This window comes from Nonomuraea sp. NPDC004186 (assembly GCF_053603495.1).
The window spans coordinates 1-18,050 of the sequence record NZ_JBSGFQ010000122.1 but is presented as its reverse complement, the minus strand read 5'-3'; the positions used below and the strand labels follow the sequence as shown (position 1 = coordinate 18,050).

General features: G+C 64.8%; 14 protein-coding genes. 8 read left to right on the top strand and 6 right to left on the bottom strand.

All coding sequences use genetic code 11. The features are described from left to right. Positions 1 to 37: 37 nt before the first annotated feature. Genes ACWEPL_RS54035 through ACWEPL_RS54025 form a run of 3 tightly spaced genes read right to left on the bottom strand, consistent with a single transcriptional unit; the run spans position 38 to position 4,138 of the window. On the bottom strand, positions 38 to 154 hold the full coding sequence (locus ACWEPL_RS54035; protein WP_452441142.1) for an Lsr2 family DNA-binding protein: 117 nt from the start codon (positions 152 to 154) through the stop codon (positions 38 to 40). Next, a complete protein-coding gene (locus ACWEPL_RS54030; RefSeq protein WP_452441141.1) occupies positions 135 to 2,696 on the bottom strand; it encodes a TOTE conflict system archaeo-eukaryotic primase domain-containing protein in 2,562 nt (853 codons plus the stop codon). The genes ACWEPL_RS54035 and ACWEPL_RS54030 overlap by 20 nt, the downstream gene beginning before the upstream one ends. Positions 2,697 to 2,722: 26 nt before the next feature. Beyond that, the gene (locus tag ACWEPL_RS54025) at positions 2,723 to 4,138 is read right to left on the bottom strand and encodes a tyrosine-type recombinase/integrase (RefSeq protein WP_452441140.1); all 1,416 of its coding nucleotides are present in this window, start codon (positions 4,136 to 4,138) and stop codon (positions 2,723 to 2,725) included. Between the two features lie 903 nt (positions 4,139 to 5,041). Here ACWEPL_RS54025 and ACWEPL_RS54020 point away from each other — a divergent pair. Next, a complete protein-coding gene (locus ACWEPL_RS54020; protein WP_452441139.1) occupies positions 5,042 to 6,166 on the top strand; it encodes a hypothetical protein in 1,125 nt (374 codons plus the stop codon). Positions 6,167 to 6,449: 283 nt separating this feature from the next. Here the strand turns inward: ACWEPL_RS54020 and ACWEPL_RS54015 are convergent, their stop codons facing one another. Then, entirely contained in the window at positions 6,450 to 8,135 is a 1,686-nt protein-coding gene (locus ACWEPL_RS54015; protein ID WP_452441138.1) for a hypothetical protein, read from the bottom strand. 1,010 nt (positions 8,136 to 9,145) lie between these two features. Between ACWEPL_RS54015 and ACWEPL_RS54010 the strand changes: the two genes are divergently transcribed. From ACWEPL_RS54010 to ACWEPL_RS54000, 3 genes are all read left to right on the top strand, one after another. Then, entirely contained in the window at positions 9,146 to 9,742 is a 597-nt protein-coding gene (locus ACWEPL_RS54010; RefSeq protein ID WP_452441137.1) for a hypothetical protein, read from the top strand. A gap of 8 nt (positions 9,743 to 9,750) precedes the next feature. After that, positions 9,751 to 10,509 (top strand): hypothetical protein, encoded by a 759-nt coding sequence (locus ACWEPL_RS54005; RefSeq protein WP_452441135.1) that lies wholly within the window; start codon positions 9,751 to 9,753, stop codon positions 10,507 to 10,509. Positions 10,510 to 11,434: 925 nt separating this feature from the next. After that, entirely contained in the window at positions 11,435 to 11,668 is a 234-nt protein-coding gene (locus ACWEPL_RS54000) for a hypothetical protein (protein WP_452441134.1), read from the top strand. Positions 11,669 to 11,838: 170 nt separating this feature from the next. Here ACWEPL_RS54000 and ACWEPL_RS53995 read toward each other — a convergent pair whose 3' ends face one another. Then, positions 11,839 to 12,738 (bottom strand): hypothetical protein, encoded by a 900-nt coding sequence (locus tag ACWEPL_RS53995; protein ID WP_452441133.1) that lies wholly within the window; start codon positions 12,736 to 12,738, stop codon positions 11,839 to 11,841. Between the two features lie 657 nt (positions 12,739 to 13,395). On the opposite strand from ACWEPL_RS53995, the gene ACWEPL_RS53990 reads away from it, so the two are divergent. The 4 genes from ACWEPL_RS53990 to ACWEPL_RS53975 all read left to right on the top strand — a co-directional run bounded on the left by ACWEPL_RS53990 (position 13,396) and on the right by ACWEPL_RS53975 (position 16,818). Further along, positions 13,396 to 13,812 carry a hypothetical protein gene (locus ACWEPL_RS53990; RefSeq protein ID WP_192788552.1) on the top strand — a complete coding sequence of 139 codons (417 nt, stop codon included), beginning with the start codon at positions 13,396 to 13,398 and terminating at the stop codon, positions 13,810 to 13,812. 229 nt (positions 13,813 to 14,041) lie between these two features. After that, complete coding sequence (locus tag ACWEPL_RS53985; RefSeq protein WP_452441132.1) at positions 14,042 to 14,218, top strand: hypothetical protein; 177 nt, start codon at positions 14,042 to 14,044, stop codon at positions 14,216 to 14,218. A gap of 70 nt (positions 14,219 to 14,288) precedes the next feature. Then, a complete protein-coding gene (locus ACWEPL_RS53980; protein WP_452441130.1) occupies positions 14,289 to 15,242 on the top strand; it encodes a phage baseplate protein in 954 nt (317 codons plus the stop codon). 607 nt (positions 15,243 to 15,849) lie between these two features. Continuing rightward, positions 15,850 to 16,818 (top strand): helix-turn-helix domain-containing protein, encoded by a 969-nt coding sequence (locus tag ACWEPL_RS53975; protein ID WP_452441129.1) that lies wholly within the window; start codon positions 15,850 to 15,852, stop codon positions 16,816 to 16,818. A gap of 221 nt (positions 16,819 to 17,039) precedes the next feature. Here the strand turns inward: ACWEPL_RS53975 and ACWEPL_RS53970 are convergent, their stop codons facing one another. Further along, positions 17,040 to 17,369 carry a hypothetical protein gene (locus tag ACWEPL_RS53970; RefSeq protein ID WP_452441128.1) on the bottom strand — a complete coding sequence of 110 codons (330 nt, stop codon included), beginning with the start codon at positions 17,367 to 17,369 and terminating at the stop codon, positions 17,040 to 17,042. Between the last annotated feature and the right edge of the window lie 681 nt (positions 17,370 to 18,050).

The window sequence follows — 18,050 nt, the reverse complement described above, 5'->3', positions numbered from 1 at the left end:
TGGCCGATGGCCGCATCCTTCTGCGGTTTCCGCAGAGTCAGGGATTCTCCCCGGGCGTGATATCGGCGGCGGCATGCCAGGCTTCCCAGATCTCAGGGCGGAGTCTGCCGCGGTCGGCGACCGGGAGTCCATGTTCACGAGCCCACGCGCGCACCTGCGATGCGGTCGGCTGCTGGTCGCTTGACCGTGTGATCTCTGCTGGTGTCCTTGGCGAGGAAGGGCGCGGGGGGAGCGTCGGTGGCTGGTGGGTGCTCATTTGAGCCGGACGTTGTGGTGGTGAAGCCAAGGCGGGTGAGGGTGCGGCGCCGCTTGCCGTACATGCGTTCCAACTGTGGGACTTGTGCGTCCAGATAGTCGTGGACTTCGACGTCGTGCTTGGTGGCGGCTTCTCGCATGATCCGGCCCACGTGCTGGATCACTTTTCCTTTGAACGAGATCGGCATCGCGAGGAACAGGGCGTCCAGCCGGGGCAGATCGAATCCCTCGCCTGCGACCTTATCGATGGCCAGGAGCACCAGCGGGCCTGCCCCGGCATCGGCAAGGCGGGTGCGGACGCGGTCGCGTTCTGGGGCGCTGAGCTGCCCGTGCAGGAGCGTCGCGGCCACGCCGTTGTCCTCCAGGGCCGCGGCCAGGCATTGGAGGTGTTCCACTCGATTGGTCAAAAGGAGGCTGTTCCTGCCCCGGCTCGCCGCGTCCGCGACGTCAGCGGCGATCTGGGCGGTCCGGGTCTCGTCTGCGGCCAGTTCGCCATAGATCGCTTGGAAGGAGGCGCCGTCGTTTCCGATCTCCTCGGTGCTGAAGCCGGTCGCGTGAACAATGAGTCGCTGGGCGAACGACACCTCAGAGGTGATCTCATGGCGGATCGGTCCGCACTGCATGGTGATGAGCGCGTCCACCTGGTCGGCCCGGTATGGCGTCGCCGAGAGCCCGATCCAGCGCTTCACGGCTACCTGACGGATGGCGGCCTCGGCGGCCGGAGCACCGACCGCGTGACATTCGTCGACGATGACCATGCCGTACGCGTCCAGTAGCGATGGGTCGGCGTCGCGGTGGGCAACGGACTGCAGCATGATGACATCGACGACTCCGTGCCGCTTGTCGTTGCCCCTGCCCTTGGCGCCCACCTTCGCTCCGTCAAGGTCGAGGAACGTCGTCAGCCGTTCTTTCCATTGGTCGAGCAGTTCGGCGAGGTTCACGATGATCGCCGTCGGTGCTTGGTGCCGGGCGATCAGTGCACAGGCCATCACGGTCTTGCCCGCGCCGGGCGGCGCCATCAGGACTCCCGTGAGGTGCTTGGCGATCGCGGTGACCGCTTCGGTCTGTACGTTTGTCAGCTCACCGGTGAAACGCACCGCGATCGGGTCATGGTCCGGCACCGTGGTGGTGATCTCCATGGCGCCGCCCGCTGCCGCAATCAGATGTTCCGCTTGCTCCGCCAGCCCTCGTGGGAGTCGTAGCCAGTCGGGGTCGCTGTCGTCGAAGCAGCGTACGAAGCGCGGAGTAGCGAAAGTGGAGTACCGCATCGACTGCCGCCGGTAGAACTCCGGGTTGTGAAAGGCAGCCAGGTGTTTGAGAGCGGCGATCAGCGGCGTGGGCAGGCTGTCGGTCGAAATCGCCAGCATGGCGCCGAGCCGCGCGTGCACCTGTTGAGGGGCGACACCCAGCGCGTCCCTGCGCGGTTTGGCCGGCAGCCTGCCCGACGTCGACGGTCCGGCGTCGATCTGGCCGAACCGCTTCACCAGTGCATCCACCTCGACCGGGCGTAGCCGGCGCACGCCGGACAGGAACACGAACTGGTCCTCATACGGCTGCCAGGTTCGTGGGTCGCAGAACAGCGTTGTGCCCTGCTCCCGACTGCTGCCGTGCAACGGCAGCGCGATCAGATTCCCGAACCGGAACCGAGCCGCCGCCTTGACCGGCAGCGAATCCTGCGCTGGAAACAGCCGGTCATAGCTGGCCAGCGACATCGTGCCTCGCCGGTCGATCGCCTCCCGCAACAGTCCCATGCCGATGGCGCGTGCCGACGCAGCCAGGACGGGCTCGGTGAAGAACATCCACACGTGGGCACCGGCTCCGGATCGGGAAATCTCCGCCGCCGTATGGATGCCCGCTCGCGTGCAGGCTTCCGCGTAGGCGGCGGCGTCGCCCTGCCAGCCCGCGCCGTCGAAATCGCACGCCAGCAACTGGCAGGTGTCGTCGGGCAGCATCGGATACAGCCCAACATGGGAGTCGCGCCCGTCGGTGGTTCGGCTCAGGTGCGCGATGAGAACCTCATCCGTCAGCGGCAGGAACTCCCGCTCGGCGTCGTCCCGTTTACGCCAGAACTCCTTCTCCGCGGGGCTCCACCCGTGCCTGCCGGTTTTGCGGCTGAAGAAGCGGGTCGCATACACATCGCGACGGCCGACGAACAACGCCTTGAACAAGGCGAGCTTCTCAGACGAAGGAGACGACGCGTTCGCATACGGCAAGCTGTCCTGCGGTGGGTTGACGCAGGCAGCGGAGGTCCGATCAGGGTCGGCGGCGTCGTGCTCGCGCGAAGCCGAGGCTGGCTGGCGGAGAAGGTGCTTGAGCCGGTCGTTCTCCTCACGCAACTCTGCGATCTCGACCAAGGCGGCGTCCAACCGCATTCGTAGCTCGACCGGGTCGTCCCATTCGGCCCACAAGTCCACGGACCCATCCTGCGCGATTTCCGCCATGCAACCAAGCAGACACGATTCGTAACCTACGGCGAGGCTTCCCCGTCTTGTTCTGGATCGCTGAACAGGAATCCTGCTGCCTTGATGACGGGATGAACGGAGTTGAGGATGAGCGCTCGTTGGGCGGGGGTGTGCTGACCGGAATATCCCGCGGTTGTCTGGTAGGACTCGTGTCCGGCGATGAGTTGCATGACTCCTGGTGCGACGCCGCCGTCGCGGAGCATGGTGATCATGGTGTGTCGGAGTGCATGCGGAGTGATGTGCTTGGCCAAGCCGCGTTGGCGAGCGCGTTCGAGGGCGGGCTGCAGCACGTTGTTGCGTTGGTTGGCGTAATCGATGTAGCCGCCTGCGCAGCCCTGAAAGAGAGGGTGACCAGCATTCTTGCCGGTTGCATGGCGCGCCAACAGTGTTGCCAGCTCACGGCAGATGGGTACGTCGCGCTGTTTCTTACCCTTCGGGTAGAGCCTGAGCTGCCATCGTCGGCGGCCGGTCGTTTCGTCCAGTAGGTAGGCATACGTCTGAACTACATGGATCACGCAGCCGATCGGATCCAGGCCGGACACGTGGAGCCCGGCGATCTCACCCCACCGCAGGCCGGTGGCCATCTCGGTCACGATGAACAGCGCGGTGTCCGGGTCGATGTCGTGGACCGCCTGGAGATAGATGCCGACCTCGGGGCCGTACAGGATGGCGCGGGCGGACACCGGGCCGGTCGGCAGGCGGAAACCGTCACAGGGAGATGAGTTGAGAAACGGTGGCTCGCCGTTCTCGCCCTGCTGCGTGGCCGCCTTGAAGACCGGCTTGATCGCACCCCGATAAACCTTCGCCGCTGTGGCCGGGGATAGCGGCCCAGGGGTCGGTGGCGCGGGTCGGGGAGCGCCTGCGTCCCGCCACTGCCGCAGCACGCCGGGCGGCACGCGTCCGGTCTTCTTGACCGCGACGTCGTTGGTGCGTGCCCATCGTCGTGCCGCTTGCTCATCCGACATAGGAGGGGTGGGCTGGTGTTCGTTGCGTGCGGATGGTTTGGCGAGCATCCATTCCGCCCATTCGCGCAGCACTCGCCGGGTGACCCGATCCAGGGGCAGGTGGCCGAAGAAGGGGAAGACATGCCGTTCCGCCTCGGTCAGGTAGACGAAGCGCTGAGTGGGGGCGGCCCCGAGTCGGGTGGCGTAGTCATGGCGTGCGTACTGCTCGAAGGTCGGCATGTCGGCGTCAAGGGTGCCGTCGAGGTGCGGGTCCTCGATGCCGTGGCAGCCTTTGGGGTAGCCGTGCGGACGATTATTCTCGCCGCTGAGCTCGACCAATGTCGCGAAATTTTCGGCGATCTGCCGCTCGTAGCAGGTCTCGAAGTCTTCCTTTCCGCCTCTTCCCCCACCTATACGCCACTTCACCAGCCACAATCTTGCGCCGTTCCTAGCCGTGCGTTCGATGATCCGCGCCACAACTCCCCCTGACGGTCCAAGGGCGCATGGTTGAGGAAACAGCTGACACAGACGGCCACGACTCGCATCAACAAACGGACTTTTCACCATCGCGTGGCGAGATGCGGGAACATCGGGGGAACATGATCTTCGAGACGGTCCCGCCGAGCCGTGTCGCCGTCTCAAAGAAAGTGCTTTCGACCTGCACTTATGAGTGGTAGGGCGCCCGGGGCTCGAACCCGGAACCTACGGATTAAAAGTCGCCGTTTTAAATGCCGCCCACTATCGAATCGTGTCTCGCTGTGTTGCAGTGTCATGGATTGTCCGCTTTTGAAATGTCCAAGAATGCCGCCCGGTGTTATGCCGTATCAGGTACCGACGAGCATCCAGCGAGCAACCATGGGACGGATGGCATCCCTTGAACGTCCTTATTTTACATGCGATTGGCGAGCTGACGTCCCGGATGGTTTGCGGTCCGGGAAGGGTTTGACGCGGTCCTCAACGGACCTGCAATGATCGTTCAGAAGCGAGCGAATCCAATATGGGGGTCGCCACACACAGCTCGACGACCACGTTACGGCGCCCTGGCCGCCGATCAGCCGTTGACACCCGCTAGGCACTGGCATCCACGTGGCGATGGCCTCCTGAATGTTCTGCGGTGCCTGGTCATACATGAACAATGGCCGGGCAACAGTGCGATGGCGCTGCTAGTTTGTGATTGACATTGTTCGATGGCATCTCTCCATGCGGCGACGGGCTGAGGAACTCCTTCGAAAATTGCTGCCGGTGGTCGCGTGGGGCAACGAAAGACGATCAGGGCCACGTCGGTCTGCACGAGCCGCTGTCGCGACCTTGTAGGCATTCACCAGCCACGATCTTCTGCTGGTTCGAACGAAAGACTGACAAGGGGAGGAGGATGGCCGCATGGCCCCCGAGGGCAAGCTCAACCACCCAGATGGCGTCATCGAGCATGACGGCCTGCTCTGGAAGCCCAAAGAGGGCGCAACGTCGTCCGTGGAGGAGTTCCTTGCCGCGCGGGCGCTGTTCATAGAACTTCATGACGACGCTGACTGGAACCCCTGGGTCCTGAACGACCGGGCCAAGGACCTCGAGAGAGCCCAGCAGATCATGGGGGAATGGACACGCGCTGAACCAGGCCACCGCCTCATGACCAAGAAGCAGATCGACGCGATGATGGCTCGCCAGGATCGCGAGTTCAAGGCGCGGCAGGCCGCCGACCGTGAGCGTTGTGATCGTGACCGCTTGCGATGTGACCCAGAGCGCGAGCATGCGAGGCTGTCTCTGCTCGAACATCAATCTCGGATGGAGTTCGAACTGTATGAAGTTGCCGGACTGTGCGATGGCACACGCTTTCCGGCAATGGACCCGCGCAGACGCGCCGAACAGGTGGCCGAACACGACCGCACCATCGCACAGTTGAGATCAGAGATCGAACGGCTTACCAACCTCGTCGGCGACCCCGAGGACGTCGTCGACGCGCATGGCCGGCTGCCCAAGGATCGGCGCGAAATCACATTGTTCTACTACCGTCTCAATCGGCAGTCCGAGGTCGAGGAATTGCGCGCCAAGCTCCCCGAGATAGACGCCGCTCTGAAGGCAGCCACAAGCCGAGATGAACGCTCCAAGCTCCAGATAAAGTTGGGCTTGGCGCGTCAAAAACTGGAGAAGCTCCTCGCCGTCCCGCCACTTGCGTCCGAGGACATGTGTGCGGACTGTCCGGCTCCCTTCTCCAGTCACGGTTGGTCCACTCCGCCTTGGGACGGTCCATGTCCGGCATGGCCCAGCTGGGCTGCTCGGCTCAAGGAAGCCCGGAAGATCCTTTACGGCGCCTCCGCTTCGAAGCCGCCGGTGGCTCCGTCGAAGCCAAAAGCTGAACCGCTCGCGGTGATTCCGTCAGGCATGCCGATCTCGGAGGTCGTCGAGCATTTGAAGGAGCTTCAGGACCGGTACCCCGATGCTGAGGTGCGGCGAGGACGAGCCAACCGCTGGGAGCTCTGGCCTGGATCCTCAACGTTCTTCGGAGCGTGAAGCTCCCGGTGAGCTTGTTCCGCTTTGACCAACCCCATCGCTGGGGTAGTCGGGCGGCACCGGCAACCGATCAGCCTGAGGACCGAAGATCGCTGGTTGCGAGGATACGTCACCTGCCCACTTCCGAGTCTCTGCTCTCGCCCGGATGCCGGCCGATGGCGTCAGGTATTGCCTGATCAGCAAGAAACCTTCCATAAGGAAAGAAACCGCAGGTGGAGGTGGTGGGGTGCCCCGGGGCTCGAACCCGGAACCTACGGATCAAAAGCGGCGCCCCATCGGACGCTCAGTCCGGTCCGGGATAGAGGATCTCAAGCTCGTGTTCCTTTATACTCCGCAGGGTGAGGGTGTCATCTCGGCACTGGTTGAGCAAGAAGAGTTCACGCATTCGGCATTCAGGGCACAGGCTCACCGTGGCTAATGGCCAGAGGTCAACGGGGGTGCCAGCAGAGGTGCTGTTCACGTAGATGCGGTTGGGTCGCAGCGGATCGGTGCTGACGCGCTCGAAAGGCTCCCAGCTCGGGTGGCTCCCGCGGAGACGCGAACCGATGACCCGATAGAACGAGTCATCGATGTACTCGCACCTGTCGACCCACTCCCAGGGCGCTCCCGACAACCAGTTGACCGAGGAAATCGTCGAGACTACGAGGGGCTCTAGTTTCTCTACGTCATCGTTCAATTCATGGTTGGCGCGCACGCCGTGAGCATGGTGGGTGTCGTTTCTGGACGCCTTGATGGAATCCAGCAGAGAGCGGGTATCAAGGATTTCCCTTAGAGCAGCGAGTTCCCCAAGGCGGGGAGAATCGATGTCGTTCACGAACTTCTCAATGAGCGTCAGCCACGTTCCGAAGGCGGCGCCAGTCCGGAACCGCTTCCGCAACGCGCTGGTGAACCCTTGCGCTGCGACGATCTCGGCAAGCGCGAGGATGCCGAGCACACGCGCTACCCCTTCGCCGAGTTTGAGAAGGCAGTCTTTCCGTTCGGCCGGATATGTGCTGATGCGGTACCGACGGGCCAGCGCGGAAACGTGGAAGGGGTAGCTCCACTCGGCTCTCAAGATCGGGTCCTCAAGTGGGCGGACAAGATCACCGATTAGCCGGGCCTCGTAGGCCGCGGAGCGAATCTCGTTCTTCAGTCGCGGGAGGTCGGCCTCCGTCCCGGCGAAGACGTTCGGCAGGACCTCCGAGGTTGCGGACCTGAGTTTGCGCCGGCCGCTCTGAACATCCTCGAGGAGCCCATCGATCTCCTCGTCCTCGACGAGGCCGACAGGAACACGCAGGTTCATCAGGTCCCGGATGCTGGGAACAGGCGTGTCGTCCTTGCGTGAGTTGAGCCATTCACACAGAGCCCGGCCGCGCCTCGGCAGGGGGTGCAGGACGAACATGGTCGTGACAGCTTTGCCGAAGCTGGGTGGGAGAAGGCGCCAGTTCCCAGGGCGTCCGACGAGATCGCCGCCGCCACAAGGAGTCAGGGCTAGGCCGGTTTCGGTCAGGTTCGTCAGTTCAACCGCGGAGTCGACGACGTGAAGATCCTGCGCTCGCAGATAGGACACTCCGCCGTCCTCATCCCCGGCGTTCTGACTCGTCCTCGCCATCTCCGCTCGCGCATACTGTCGGAGAAAGGCGTGGGGCCCGTCGACTTCGGGGACGAAGAAATGGGTGGGTGATATCTCGCAGCCGTTCCTCGTCTTCGTGTGGTCGATCCACGCGTCGGGGGCATCGGGGAGAACTTCGCGTCTGAGGTACTCATCAGGGTCCTCTCCAAGCGGGAGTTCCGCGGAGGAGCGCTGCTCGGGGTCGGCTTCGACCTTCCCCTTGTCCTCTTGTAACTGTCCCTCAGCGTCTCTGACGCCGAGCGCCTTGCGAACGGCCTTCTCGAAGCCGATCCCTGTGGGCCAGATATGTCCTTTCTCCGAGGCTGCGCTACGGAGCGCTTCGAATGCCTTCGCTTTGGTCTTCCAGCCGGATCCCACAAGGGGGCGCAGTGCATCGAGCAGCCCGTCAGGATCGCCGACGTTCCTGAAGACACGGGAGTCCGACAGTTGGGCCAGGCTCTCCTCCGAAAGCTCGTAACGCAGACGTAGCGGACGATCGATGATGATTCTGCGGTAAAGAAACTCCTCGTGTCCGCTGGTGCTCAGCGCCTGTGGGGCTCAAGGACTCGAATCACGTGTTGCGCAGAGGCCTTCGTCCGGGGCGGCAGGGCTGAGGGCGCCGAGTGGCCGGTCCGGCTTGCCCCGTCGGGTCCCACGGGTGCGCCCGCCGGGCAGCGCGACGATACCTTCCAGCAGTTCCGCTGGCCTACCGGTTGGTGAGGTGCTTGTCCGGCCCGTTGGCGGTCCTCGTCCGCTCTAATCTGTCGAAAGACGTCGAGTGCTGGTGCTCCGTCACGAGAACCAAGCACTGGCCGTCAGCTCGGTGGACAGTTGCCGTGGGGTCACGCCGACCGACTCTGGCTTGCGTTATTGTCCCGGCTGATCCGCCGCCGGCGGTGGGCGGAGGTGTTCCCGGTCACCCCGGCGACGATCTTACGCTGGCATCGCAACCTCGTGGCACGCAAATGGACCTTCACGGACGGGCGGTGCCCAGGACGCCCCGCGCTCCCGGCGGCCGGTCAAGGCAATGATTGTGCGGATGGCGCGGGAGAACCCGACCCAGGGGCACAGGAGAATCCAAGGCGAGTTGGCCCGCCCGGGATGCACGATCGCGGCCTCCACGGTCTGGGAGATCCTTCACATCGCCGGTCCCCGGGAGTTCACCCTGAATCAACTTTTGTGGAGCGAGAGCACTCGTCAAATCCGCTCTTATGTGCCGCATTGACGCTCCGTTCCATACTGACTATAAACATCAACGCTGGCCATCCCGGGCGCCATCGCCATATTGGCCGGCGATGGCGCGCACCTCTTCGGCAAACCCGTAAAGGAAAACAGTGTTAGCATTCCACGGCAAGCTGGTCCGCCGACGGGTCACTGGCGTCATCGCCATGGCCCTCGTTCCTCTGATGATCGCAGTGGGGGTGGCCTGGGCCGCCGCCACCGACAACATGTTCCCCACCTCGGTCACCGGCGGCCTGTGCCTGAAAGGCATGCACAATGGATATCCCTGCCAGACCGACAATTCCGCCGTCTACTACTACATGGACAGCAGCGGCGAATTCAAGCTGGAGTCCGTCGACAAGAACATGGTCAGAAACGCCCTGAGCGGCGAATACTCGCCCACCCGGCTGTCCATTCACTACGACTCGACGCCGGTGTTCTCAGGAAGCGGCGAGACCGACATCGTGTACCAGGAGGGCTCCGCGGGCCTGAACGACACCGCCGCTGGAATGACGTGGTGCGACGCGACAGGCAACGACCTCCTGGACTGCGACCAGCAAGTTGTCCGCATCCGGGGCAACGGCCGCTACACCTACGCGCGGGTGTGTCACGAGACCGGGCATGCCGTCGGCCTCCAGCATGGCGACAACTCCAGCCCCGAGCTATCCAAGACCGACGACCGGCTGGGCTGCATGGTGACGCCGTCGACCGGCCACAACAAGCTCGGCGCCAACAACGTCGAGAACATCAACGCCACATACTAGGGGGAGCCGTGAGACGTCATTTCACCATCGCCGGGGTGGGAATCGCCGCCGCGCTCATCACGGCCACGGCCGCCGTGAGCGGCTCGATGGCCACCGCCACCGGCGGCTCTCCCGCGCAGCCACACAAGATGGTTATGGCCGAAGCCGACGACCGCCTGCCCAGTGTCACCGCCACCGACTGGGTGACGTACGCCGACCACGTGGTCGTCGTCAGTGCTGCCTCCGAACAGCGGCTCCAGCCCACTCAGACCGAGCTCGAACGCGGCGAAGGTCTCATCGGCCGCGCGGTTGACCTGCGGGTCAACGAGGTCCTGTGGTCGCGCGAGGGCGCGCCTAAACCCGCGCCGGATGGCTGGACATACAACGCCGTGGGTTTCGCCTTCAACGACGGCAAGGTGGGCGAGCCCGTACCGATGGCCCTGCACGATCGCCCGCGCATCGAGGCAGGCCACGACTACATCATGGCCATCGTGTGGGAGGAGGCCCGTTGCTCGGAGGGTGACGAGCCGGAACCCGGCAAATGGTGGGGGCTGGGCGAGGGCTCCGAAGTTCCCTATGACGGCAGTGTAATCGGACAGGGCGAGCAGGAGGGCCGCGTACAGACCGTCGCCGACGCCCGCACGCTGGCCGCGCAGGCCGGGCCCAACGCTGGGATTGAAGAAGAGATGGTGGGAAACAACGCGGCAACACTGACCGCCAGGCTGAAGGCGACCGCACCAGGCGAGAAGCAATTCGAAGCCGAGGCCGCCACGACCAGTTGCGGGTGAGTTCACCACGCACGCGCGTGTGGCCGGATCGTCGTATCCGCCGCACGGGCCGGTCACCCGCCGGCGGGTCCTCCTCCCGCCCCAGAGCTATCGATGTCAGGCCTGGCCTACGCAAACCACCGGCCACCAAACCCGGGCGGTCTCCTGGCCTCTCGTCAGGGTGTGGGGGGCAACGGCGCCACTCCACGGGATCTTCGCGGTAGTTGTCCTGGTCGAACTTCGCGCCGATGATGTCGATGCCGGAACGGGCGGCTGTGAGCCGGCAGGTCTCGAAGCTCGCGCCGGCCCTGGCGAAGTCCTTGGGCGGCGGACTGCCGCTTGCAGCCGGGCATGCTGCCCGTCACCACGGCGCCCGCGCCCCCGCCGTCTGCGGTCACCGGCTGCAGGAAGGGGGCGGACATGAACGACATGTCGCTCCCGTTGACGTTCTGGAAAGGCTGCCCGGTGCTATGCCGTATCAGGTGCCGACGAGACCGGCTCGGCGGAGTCCTCCACGAATACACGCATGCCGCTGAGTCGGCCCCGCCAGTACCCCCTGCCAGGCAGGGTCGCGCTGCGTTGCTGATCGACGTGGCCCGCGAGCAGGCAGTCGTAGATCTTCGGGGTGGTGCTGGTTGCCATGGACAGACTGAGCCTTGCGAAAGAGCGGCCGCGCCTCCCGCGTATTGACTCTCTTCTCCATCGAGGAAGTGATCGCACACCATGCCGACCATCCCCAAGATCGGCCGACCGCGCGGCGTGAGGCACCATGATCTCTCATCGTTCGTGGTGGGGTTGGTTCGGTGCCGGTCTGGCGCTTTCCAGCTCTGGCGGAGAACCCAGGCGGGCCTACCGCTGGGAGCCGTTCGGCATGGGTGCGCGGAAACAGGTGTCGTTCTCCCCGGCGGGGCTGGGAGCATCCATCGGGGGTTCCGAAAGACATCACGTGCCTCTGGACGACTCGCTGGTCGTGGCCGCCACGTCCTGGAAGGAGAACGTAGGCAGTGTCACCGTGTTCGTCACCCCGTGGGGCACGGCTGACACCGTCCGGATCCCGATGACCTTCCCCGCGCGTTGGCCGATGCTCTCGGATCAGCCTCCTTCCGCAGGTCTGGTGCGCGCGCCTGGTGCGCTGATCGTCGTCCAGCCGATGAGCAATGTGATCGTCGGCCTGGCGTGAGAGGCCGGACCAGCGAAACGAGTCACATCAGAGTCCGCAGCGCGGGAAAGCGCACGACAGGACGGAATTCCAGGGCGTCGTACGGCTCCTGACCCGTATGAGGAAGGCGTGCGGCCGGTCGGCGCGGTCCAGCGCGAGCGTCAGCGCCAGCAGACGGCGCTCGCCGGTGATCAGCTGGCGCTTCGCGTGTCCGTGCAGTCGGCGTCGGAACAGGACAGGAACTCCAACCCCACCCGGTCCGTGCCGGTCATCAGAACCTGCGGCCGGTCCGAGCCGTCCACGGCCGACAGGGCCAGGACGGCGCCCGCCAGGAGCGCGCCCACCACCGCCAAGGCCCACACCGGCCCGTCCCACTCCTCAACGACCGCCGCGATGGCCAACCGGCCGTTGGCCATCGAACTGCCGGTCGAGTTCATGAGAAGCAGCTTCACCGGATAGGGGAAGCCGGGCCGGTACAGGTAGGTGACCTGCCGGGTCGTCCCGTCGGGGAACGCCTTCTCATCGGCGCGCTGCAGCACACCGTCATCGCACCCGGCTGACTCGTCGATGACCCCCCGGTGGATCGGGACCCAGGTCGTGCCGTCGTCCTCCACCTGAAGGGGCTGCCAAGCCGCATCGTCTTTCCCGAAGCCCGCGACGCGCAGGTTCGTCAACCAGGGCGGCACGACCATCGCGAACTTGTCCCCCACCTCGTACCAATTGTTCGGGAGGTAGTCCCAGACAAGCGGGATGGGGGCGACTATCGGCGGGCCGTACAGCCTGGAAGCCCGGAAGTCGCTCTCACTCTCAGGGAGCGGGGCGCTGGTGGCCCCTGATCCCGCACCGCCCGGTCCGCGGTAGCCCGGGTTGTACACCTTCAGGGAAAGCTCCGGACTCTCCAACTGGACGATCGAGACCGGTTCGCTGGAGTCTGTGCCGGGCTCGCGATCCGCGCGGATATGACCGCTGTTCGGAATCATGCCGGAGAACACCACAGACCCAGAGAGACTGCGCAGGTCCTGAAATTCGATCGGGTCTGCCCCGCCGATCCAGTTCCGCCGGTCGTTGAATGACGTGAGCCAGGCGCGCATGCCCTCCTGCGCGTGGTCCACCTCGCCCCTGTGGTTGCCCAGCGTCGGCCATGTGCCGTATCCACCGCCGGCGCGAAGGGCTTGCCGGGGCGAGATGATCTTTGTTGCCTTGCGGGCAGATCCAGCTCTTCGGTGGTGACGCGGCCTGCCAGAAAGCCTGCGCCGAGGCCTCCCACGAGGAGTATGGCGCCCATGATCAATCGCCGGCTGGGTCTGCGCAGCTTTCCGGACGGATGGGCGGCGTCCATTGGGTTATTTGATTCGGATTCATGTTCGCTCATGTTCGCCGCCCGACTTTACCCCACCTCTGGCCGAAAGGGCGTTGCGAGAGTTGATGTCCGCAATGTTGTAGCGCGATCGGACGGATTTGCGGCGTTAGCGCGTCGGTGGACCCCGCTGTGCTGAGCCGCAGCTCGGTAGCGATGGATCTGACATGGGGGTGGCGGCTCGCCACAGGGCAGTCTTGCCCACGCCCGCTGCCCCGGCCGGCAACTGGCACTCTTCTCGCGGCTCAGCTTCGAGACGCCCGTCCCTCCGCTGACACGGAGGGTGATTCAGCCCCATTTCAGTGTTTTTTCAGCGCACGTCGTAATCATGGTTCGGGCAAGACGGGGAGACGCGCCGTCACCCCTGGCCCGAACAGAAATATGAAGATAAATGCCTATTCGCAGAAAAATCGGCGCCGTTGTAGGCGTGCTGGTCGCCTCGACCTGGCTTGTCGCCTCCGCCACTCCGGCCGCCGCGGCAGGTCCCTGTGGGACCGGCTACAGCCGGATCGGTGTCTACAACATCCCGAAGTCCGGGACGAAGCAGGGCACGCTAGAGGTCTACTACAACGCCAGTTCCGGAAAGAACTGCGCCCTCGCCTACGGCTCGGGCGGCAACTACGGCAAGAAGGCGTACAAGGCCGTGGGCATCGCAACGCCCTCGAGCAACGGCTGGGCCGACTATGAAGATGGCGACTATGCCTACTATGCGGGCCCCGTCTACGCCTCCGCCAAGGGCAAGTGCATCGACCTGGTGGGCGCCGTCGGCTCAGCCATCCGGTATGCGACGAACGTCCACTGCGGCTGACGGTCTGAGAGGAACAAGGCTGGCAGGACACGGTGCGTGATGGGCTCGCCGCCTTGGCAAGCGTGCTGGTTGGAGCGAACGCTCCAACCAGCACGGGCACTCTGGGGCGAGCATCATGATGCCAGGGCAGCATAATGCCAGCCGAAAATGCTGACACGTCAGGGACAAATGCCCGAAACTCTACTCCGTCAGATGCCAGTCATGTGAAATCGCGAGGAGTTCTACCTCTATGAAGAAAGTCATCCTGTCGGTTGTTGCGGCTGCTGTGCTCCTCGGCGTGGCGCATGGGTCCGTCTCCCCAGGTGAGAGCCGCCACCTCGATACGCTCGCTCTGCCGTCCAACTCCTGCCTGCCGGACGACCTCGAATGCGACCCAATCAACCTCGGATGGCAGGACGGGCTGTGATCGCTCACAGCCCGGCGAACCGGCATGACTCTACGCAGGGCTCGGCTACCAAGGAGGCGATCAAGGGGAGATGACCTCTCACGTCCGTGTTTCCCGCCGAGGGCTCCTCAGGCTCGGCACCGGTGTCGCCGCGGCCGCCGCGCTGGCCGCCAAGCCCGCGGCCGCCGCAGAGGGACGGTTCGAGCTGACTGCCCCGTCAACCTCGCTGATCTGGAAGAAGGCCCTGTACGACGAGACCGTCCTGCAGTCGATCGCCTTCGACAACCGCAACGGCCACATCTACACGCTTCAGGTGAAGAACGGTGCCGGCTCCGGCGCGGCGGGCCATCTGTGCCTGTCCAAGCTCAGCCTCACCGGCACACTCCTCGGCCACATGTACCTGATGGGATTCGGGCACGGCGTCCAGTTCGGGGTCGAGCCGTCGGGCACGTCGGCCTACCTGTGGACGGAGACGGACGGGGTGAGTGACGGCGAGAGTTCCCGGGGCACGAAGCTGGCCAGGTTCATGTTCGTCAACGGCCAGACGCTGACCACCTCGTCGTCGGCACTGACCAAGTACAAACCGATCGCGGACTCGGACAACACCACGTGTGCGATCGACCCGTCCACGAACCGGCTGGTCATGCGTTACTGGGACGGGAGCCGTTTCCGCTACGCGGTCTACTCGTTGGCGGACGTCAAGGCGGGCTCGCCAAAGGCGCTGTTCGACGTTGCGCAACCGTCGGGCCTGGGCACCTTCCAGGGGTACGCGGCCTACGGGAATTTCGTCTACATGCTGACCGGCACGGCGTACGGGGATGATAATCCGCCGCCCGGCAACACGTACATCACTTGCCTGGACCTGCGCACAGGCGAGCAGGTCCAGCGGGCGCGCAGCGTGGCCGGCAAGTCCCTGGACTATCGGGAGCCAGAGGGTATGGGCATCCAGATCGTCTCCGGTGCCCCTCGCCTGTGCCTCGGCCTGGCCTCAGGCATCGAGAAGGCCCGCCTGGCCAGTATCTTCTACAAGACAGAGCTGATCTGAGACGTACGGGGGCTGGGCGATCGCATCGACCGCCTGGCCCCTTGATCACCTCCCCAGCTCAACGCCAGGCTGCCGTTGTGGCTCGATCGTGGTGCCGATGGAAAGACCGGATCGTGCCGCAGAGTAGTCGCCGGTCTGATCAACGAATACCACTGAGCCGCGTGGTGGCCGTGGAAATGTCAGTTCAGCGGGACATGCGAGTGTTGCAGCGCCGCGCGGGAAATCAGATCGCCAGGCGAAGAATGACGGCCGCTCATCATGCCGCACGCGCTTGCTTCGACTGGTGGATGGGGCGGGCCGGCGGCCGTGGGCCGACTACCCGGTGGACGGCCTGCCCTCGAGCCAGGATCCGGCTGGCGCTGTCGTGGAGGCGACGGTGTCGTGTACGGCCTCTACCCGCGTTCGGGCCGCTCGCCGTCAGGTGCTCCAGCGCGATGACATCGCCATGTCCGAGCAGACAGGAGGGAATGTGGGCGAAGAGAGCCGGGCAGTGTTGTTCGACGAACTCGGCGAACCTGGGTTGCTCAACGTCAAGGATACGGGGATCAAAAGCCGGTCCCGGCGAGAGACACCCTGTGCTGTGGGCCTTCCAACCTCGGGAGGCAAGATGACTGAGGACACCCTTCTGGCACCCGCACTTCCTAGCGAATACCGTGCTCAGAGCCATGGCTCCGGCTCGGTGATGGAGTCGGGCAGCGAGTGCGTCCGCATGGACGAACGGGAGATCTCGCTCGGCGGCCTGCGCTTGACGACGAAGACCGCCGCCCCGATGCGTATCCGGCAGACCCCGCGGCCAGATCACGAGACTGGCCCGCGATCGGCAGAGTCCTACCACGTCCTGATTCCGCTGGCGGGCCGGGTGGACATCATCTGGGAGCACCGGCGGTTCAGTTCGGGGGTCGGAGACCTGTTCGTCCACGATCCCACCCGCATGGTCGCGTGCGACGCGTGCCCTCCAGGCGACGGGCCCGCGTTCCGGGCCACGTGCATCACGGTCCCTCAGTCCCTGCTGAACCTGCCGGCCGAACACCTGGACGGACTGCTGGGCCGTCCCCTCTCCGCTACCGAGGGCATCGGCGGCCTGCTCACCGACTTCGTCACCAATATCAACAAGAATGTGCACAACTTACGGCCCGTCGATGGCTCGCGGTTGGGGATGACGCTCGCCAGCTTGATCTCCGCGCTGCTTTTCCACGCCCTGGAGGTTGACGGGGTGAACACCACCGGCCGGTCCCACCGGCATGTCCTCGTCTTGCGCATCCAGGCGTTCGTACAGCGGCATCTGCGTGAGCCGGATCTGACACCGCGGGCGTTGGCTGCCGCGCATCACATCTCCACCAGTTATCTTCATCGGCTGTTCCAGGAAGAGGGGTTAAGGGTGACCGCATGGATCAAGGCGCAACGTCTGGAGCGTGCGCGTCTTGATCTGGCCGATCCGGCGTTGTGTCATGTCCCCATCCGCGCGATCGCCTCCGGGTGGGGCTTCTCCCACCCCTCGGACTTCAGCAGGGCCTTCCGCCATGCCTTCGGCATCTCGGCCAGCGAATTCAGACAGCAAGCGCTAAGCCTGGACTGAGATACCGACGCACCATCACGGTGTACGGGGAGGTCACGTCCTCGTAGCGGTGTAAAAGCTCAACGAGGTAGGTGCCGTGGGGTGATCTCAGGCGGTTGCTGTCTCGGGTGTCGAGTCGGTCGCCGAGGTAGTGGCCGGGCGGAGCTGGGCGAGCGGGCGGAGCAGGGCTCGGCGCAGGTCTTGCAGGGTGCGCGGCCCTTGCTGGTCGTGGTGAAGCCGCGTCAGCCGCGGGCGGCTCGGTCCAGCACGGCCCAACTCATAGACGTGCAAGAGGTTTCGCCGGGGAAGCGGCCGATGACCTTGACCCTGCGGCGGGTCTCGCCGAAGACGCGCTCGATGAACGCGTCGTCGGAGATGACCAGCAGCGGCGACCGTAGCCCGTGTGTGGCCAGGTCTCCAGGGCGTGGGTGCGGGGCACGCTGGTGCCGGAATAGGCGCGAGGCGAACGCCTCGGTGGCGCCGCGCAGCATCGTGCGGGCGATGGTGACCGCCCCGGCGGTGGTCTTGATGGTGGTGGGGCAGTGGCCATTGCGGTGGCCGGGCCGTACCACGGCATCTCCTTTCGTCGCTGCTGATGGCCGTGGCTGCCCACTGGTAGCGGAACGGCCGAGGAAGGCATCCACCTCAGCCTCGACCGCGGTTTGCATGATCAGGCGGGCGACGTCCTCGATGACCTCGACCAGGTCACGGCCTTCGGCGAACAGGGCGTCGATCTCGGCGCAGATGGCCTGAACGGGCGGTAGCGCGCGTGCTACGAGCGTAGGTCCTTGCGTGGTGCGAACTTTGGACTGTTCAGCACGGCAACCTACGCTCGTTAACTCACCGCATCTCGGACGCGACCTCTGCGGCCGACGCCCCTCTCCACCGCCGCTACCGACCAAGGTCTGGATCAACCAGCCACCGGGGCACTGCAGAACGACGCTGCACCAGAAACCACGCAAGTAACCTGATGTCTGGCCCGAAAACACGGCGTTAGCCAACGCGTGGCAACATCTCAGCGGCGTTCACGCCGCTGAGATCGGGGTTTGACTCTTCGGTTGAAGTGCTGTGGGTGTCAGGCGGCCGCTCCGCCGGTGTCGAGGGGTTCGAGGGTGACGCGGTAGCCCAGGCGTTGCAACCCGCGGATATGGCTGGATGTCTGCCGTTTGTGGTGTACGCGGGTGTCGTAGTAGTCGACGCCCAGTTCCTCGTAGTCGAGGGCAGGATCGGACAGCAGGGTGTGGGCGATGCTC

Coding starts and splice junctions, on each gene's coding strand:
- ACWEPL_RS54030 (WP_452441141.1), bottom strand. CDS start 2,696: ATGGCGGAAATCGCGCAGGATGGGTCCGTGGACTTGTGGGCCGAATGG.
- ACWEPL_RS54020 (WP_452441139.1), top strand. CDS start 5,042: ATGGCCCCCGAGGGCAAGCTCAACCACCCAGATGGCGTCATCGAGCAT.
- ACWEPL_RS54010 (WP_452441137.1), top strand. CDS start 9,146: ATGGCCCTCGTTCCTCTGATGATCGCAGTGGGGGTGGCCTGGGCCGCC.
- ACWEPL_RS53995 (WP_452441133.1), bottom strand. CDS start 12,738: ATGCGCGCCTGGCTCACGTCATTCAACGACCGGCGGAACTGGATCGGC.
- ACWEPL_RS53990 (WP_192788552.1), top strand. CDS start 13,396: ATGCCTATTCGCAGAAAAATCGGCGCCGTTGTAGGCGTGCTGGTCGCC.
- ACWEPL_RS53985 (WP_452441132.1), top strand. CDS start 14,042: ATGAAGAAAGTCATCCTGTCGGTTGTTGCGGCTGCTGTGCTCCTCGGC.
- ACWEPL_RS53980 (WP_452441130.1), top strand. CDS start 14,289: ATGACCTCTCACGTCCGTGTTTCCCGCCGAGGGCTCCTCAGGCTCGGC.
- ACWEPL_RS53975 (WP_452441129.1), top strand. CDS start 15,850: ATGACTGAGGACACCCTTCTGGCACCCGCACTTCCTAGCGAATACCGT.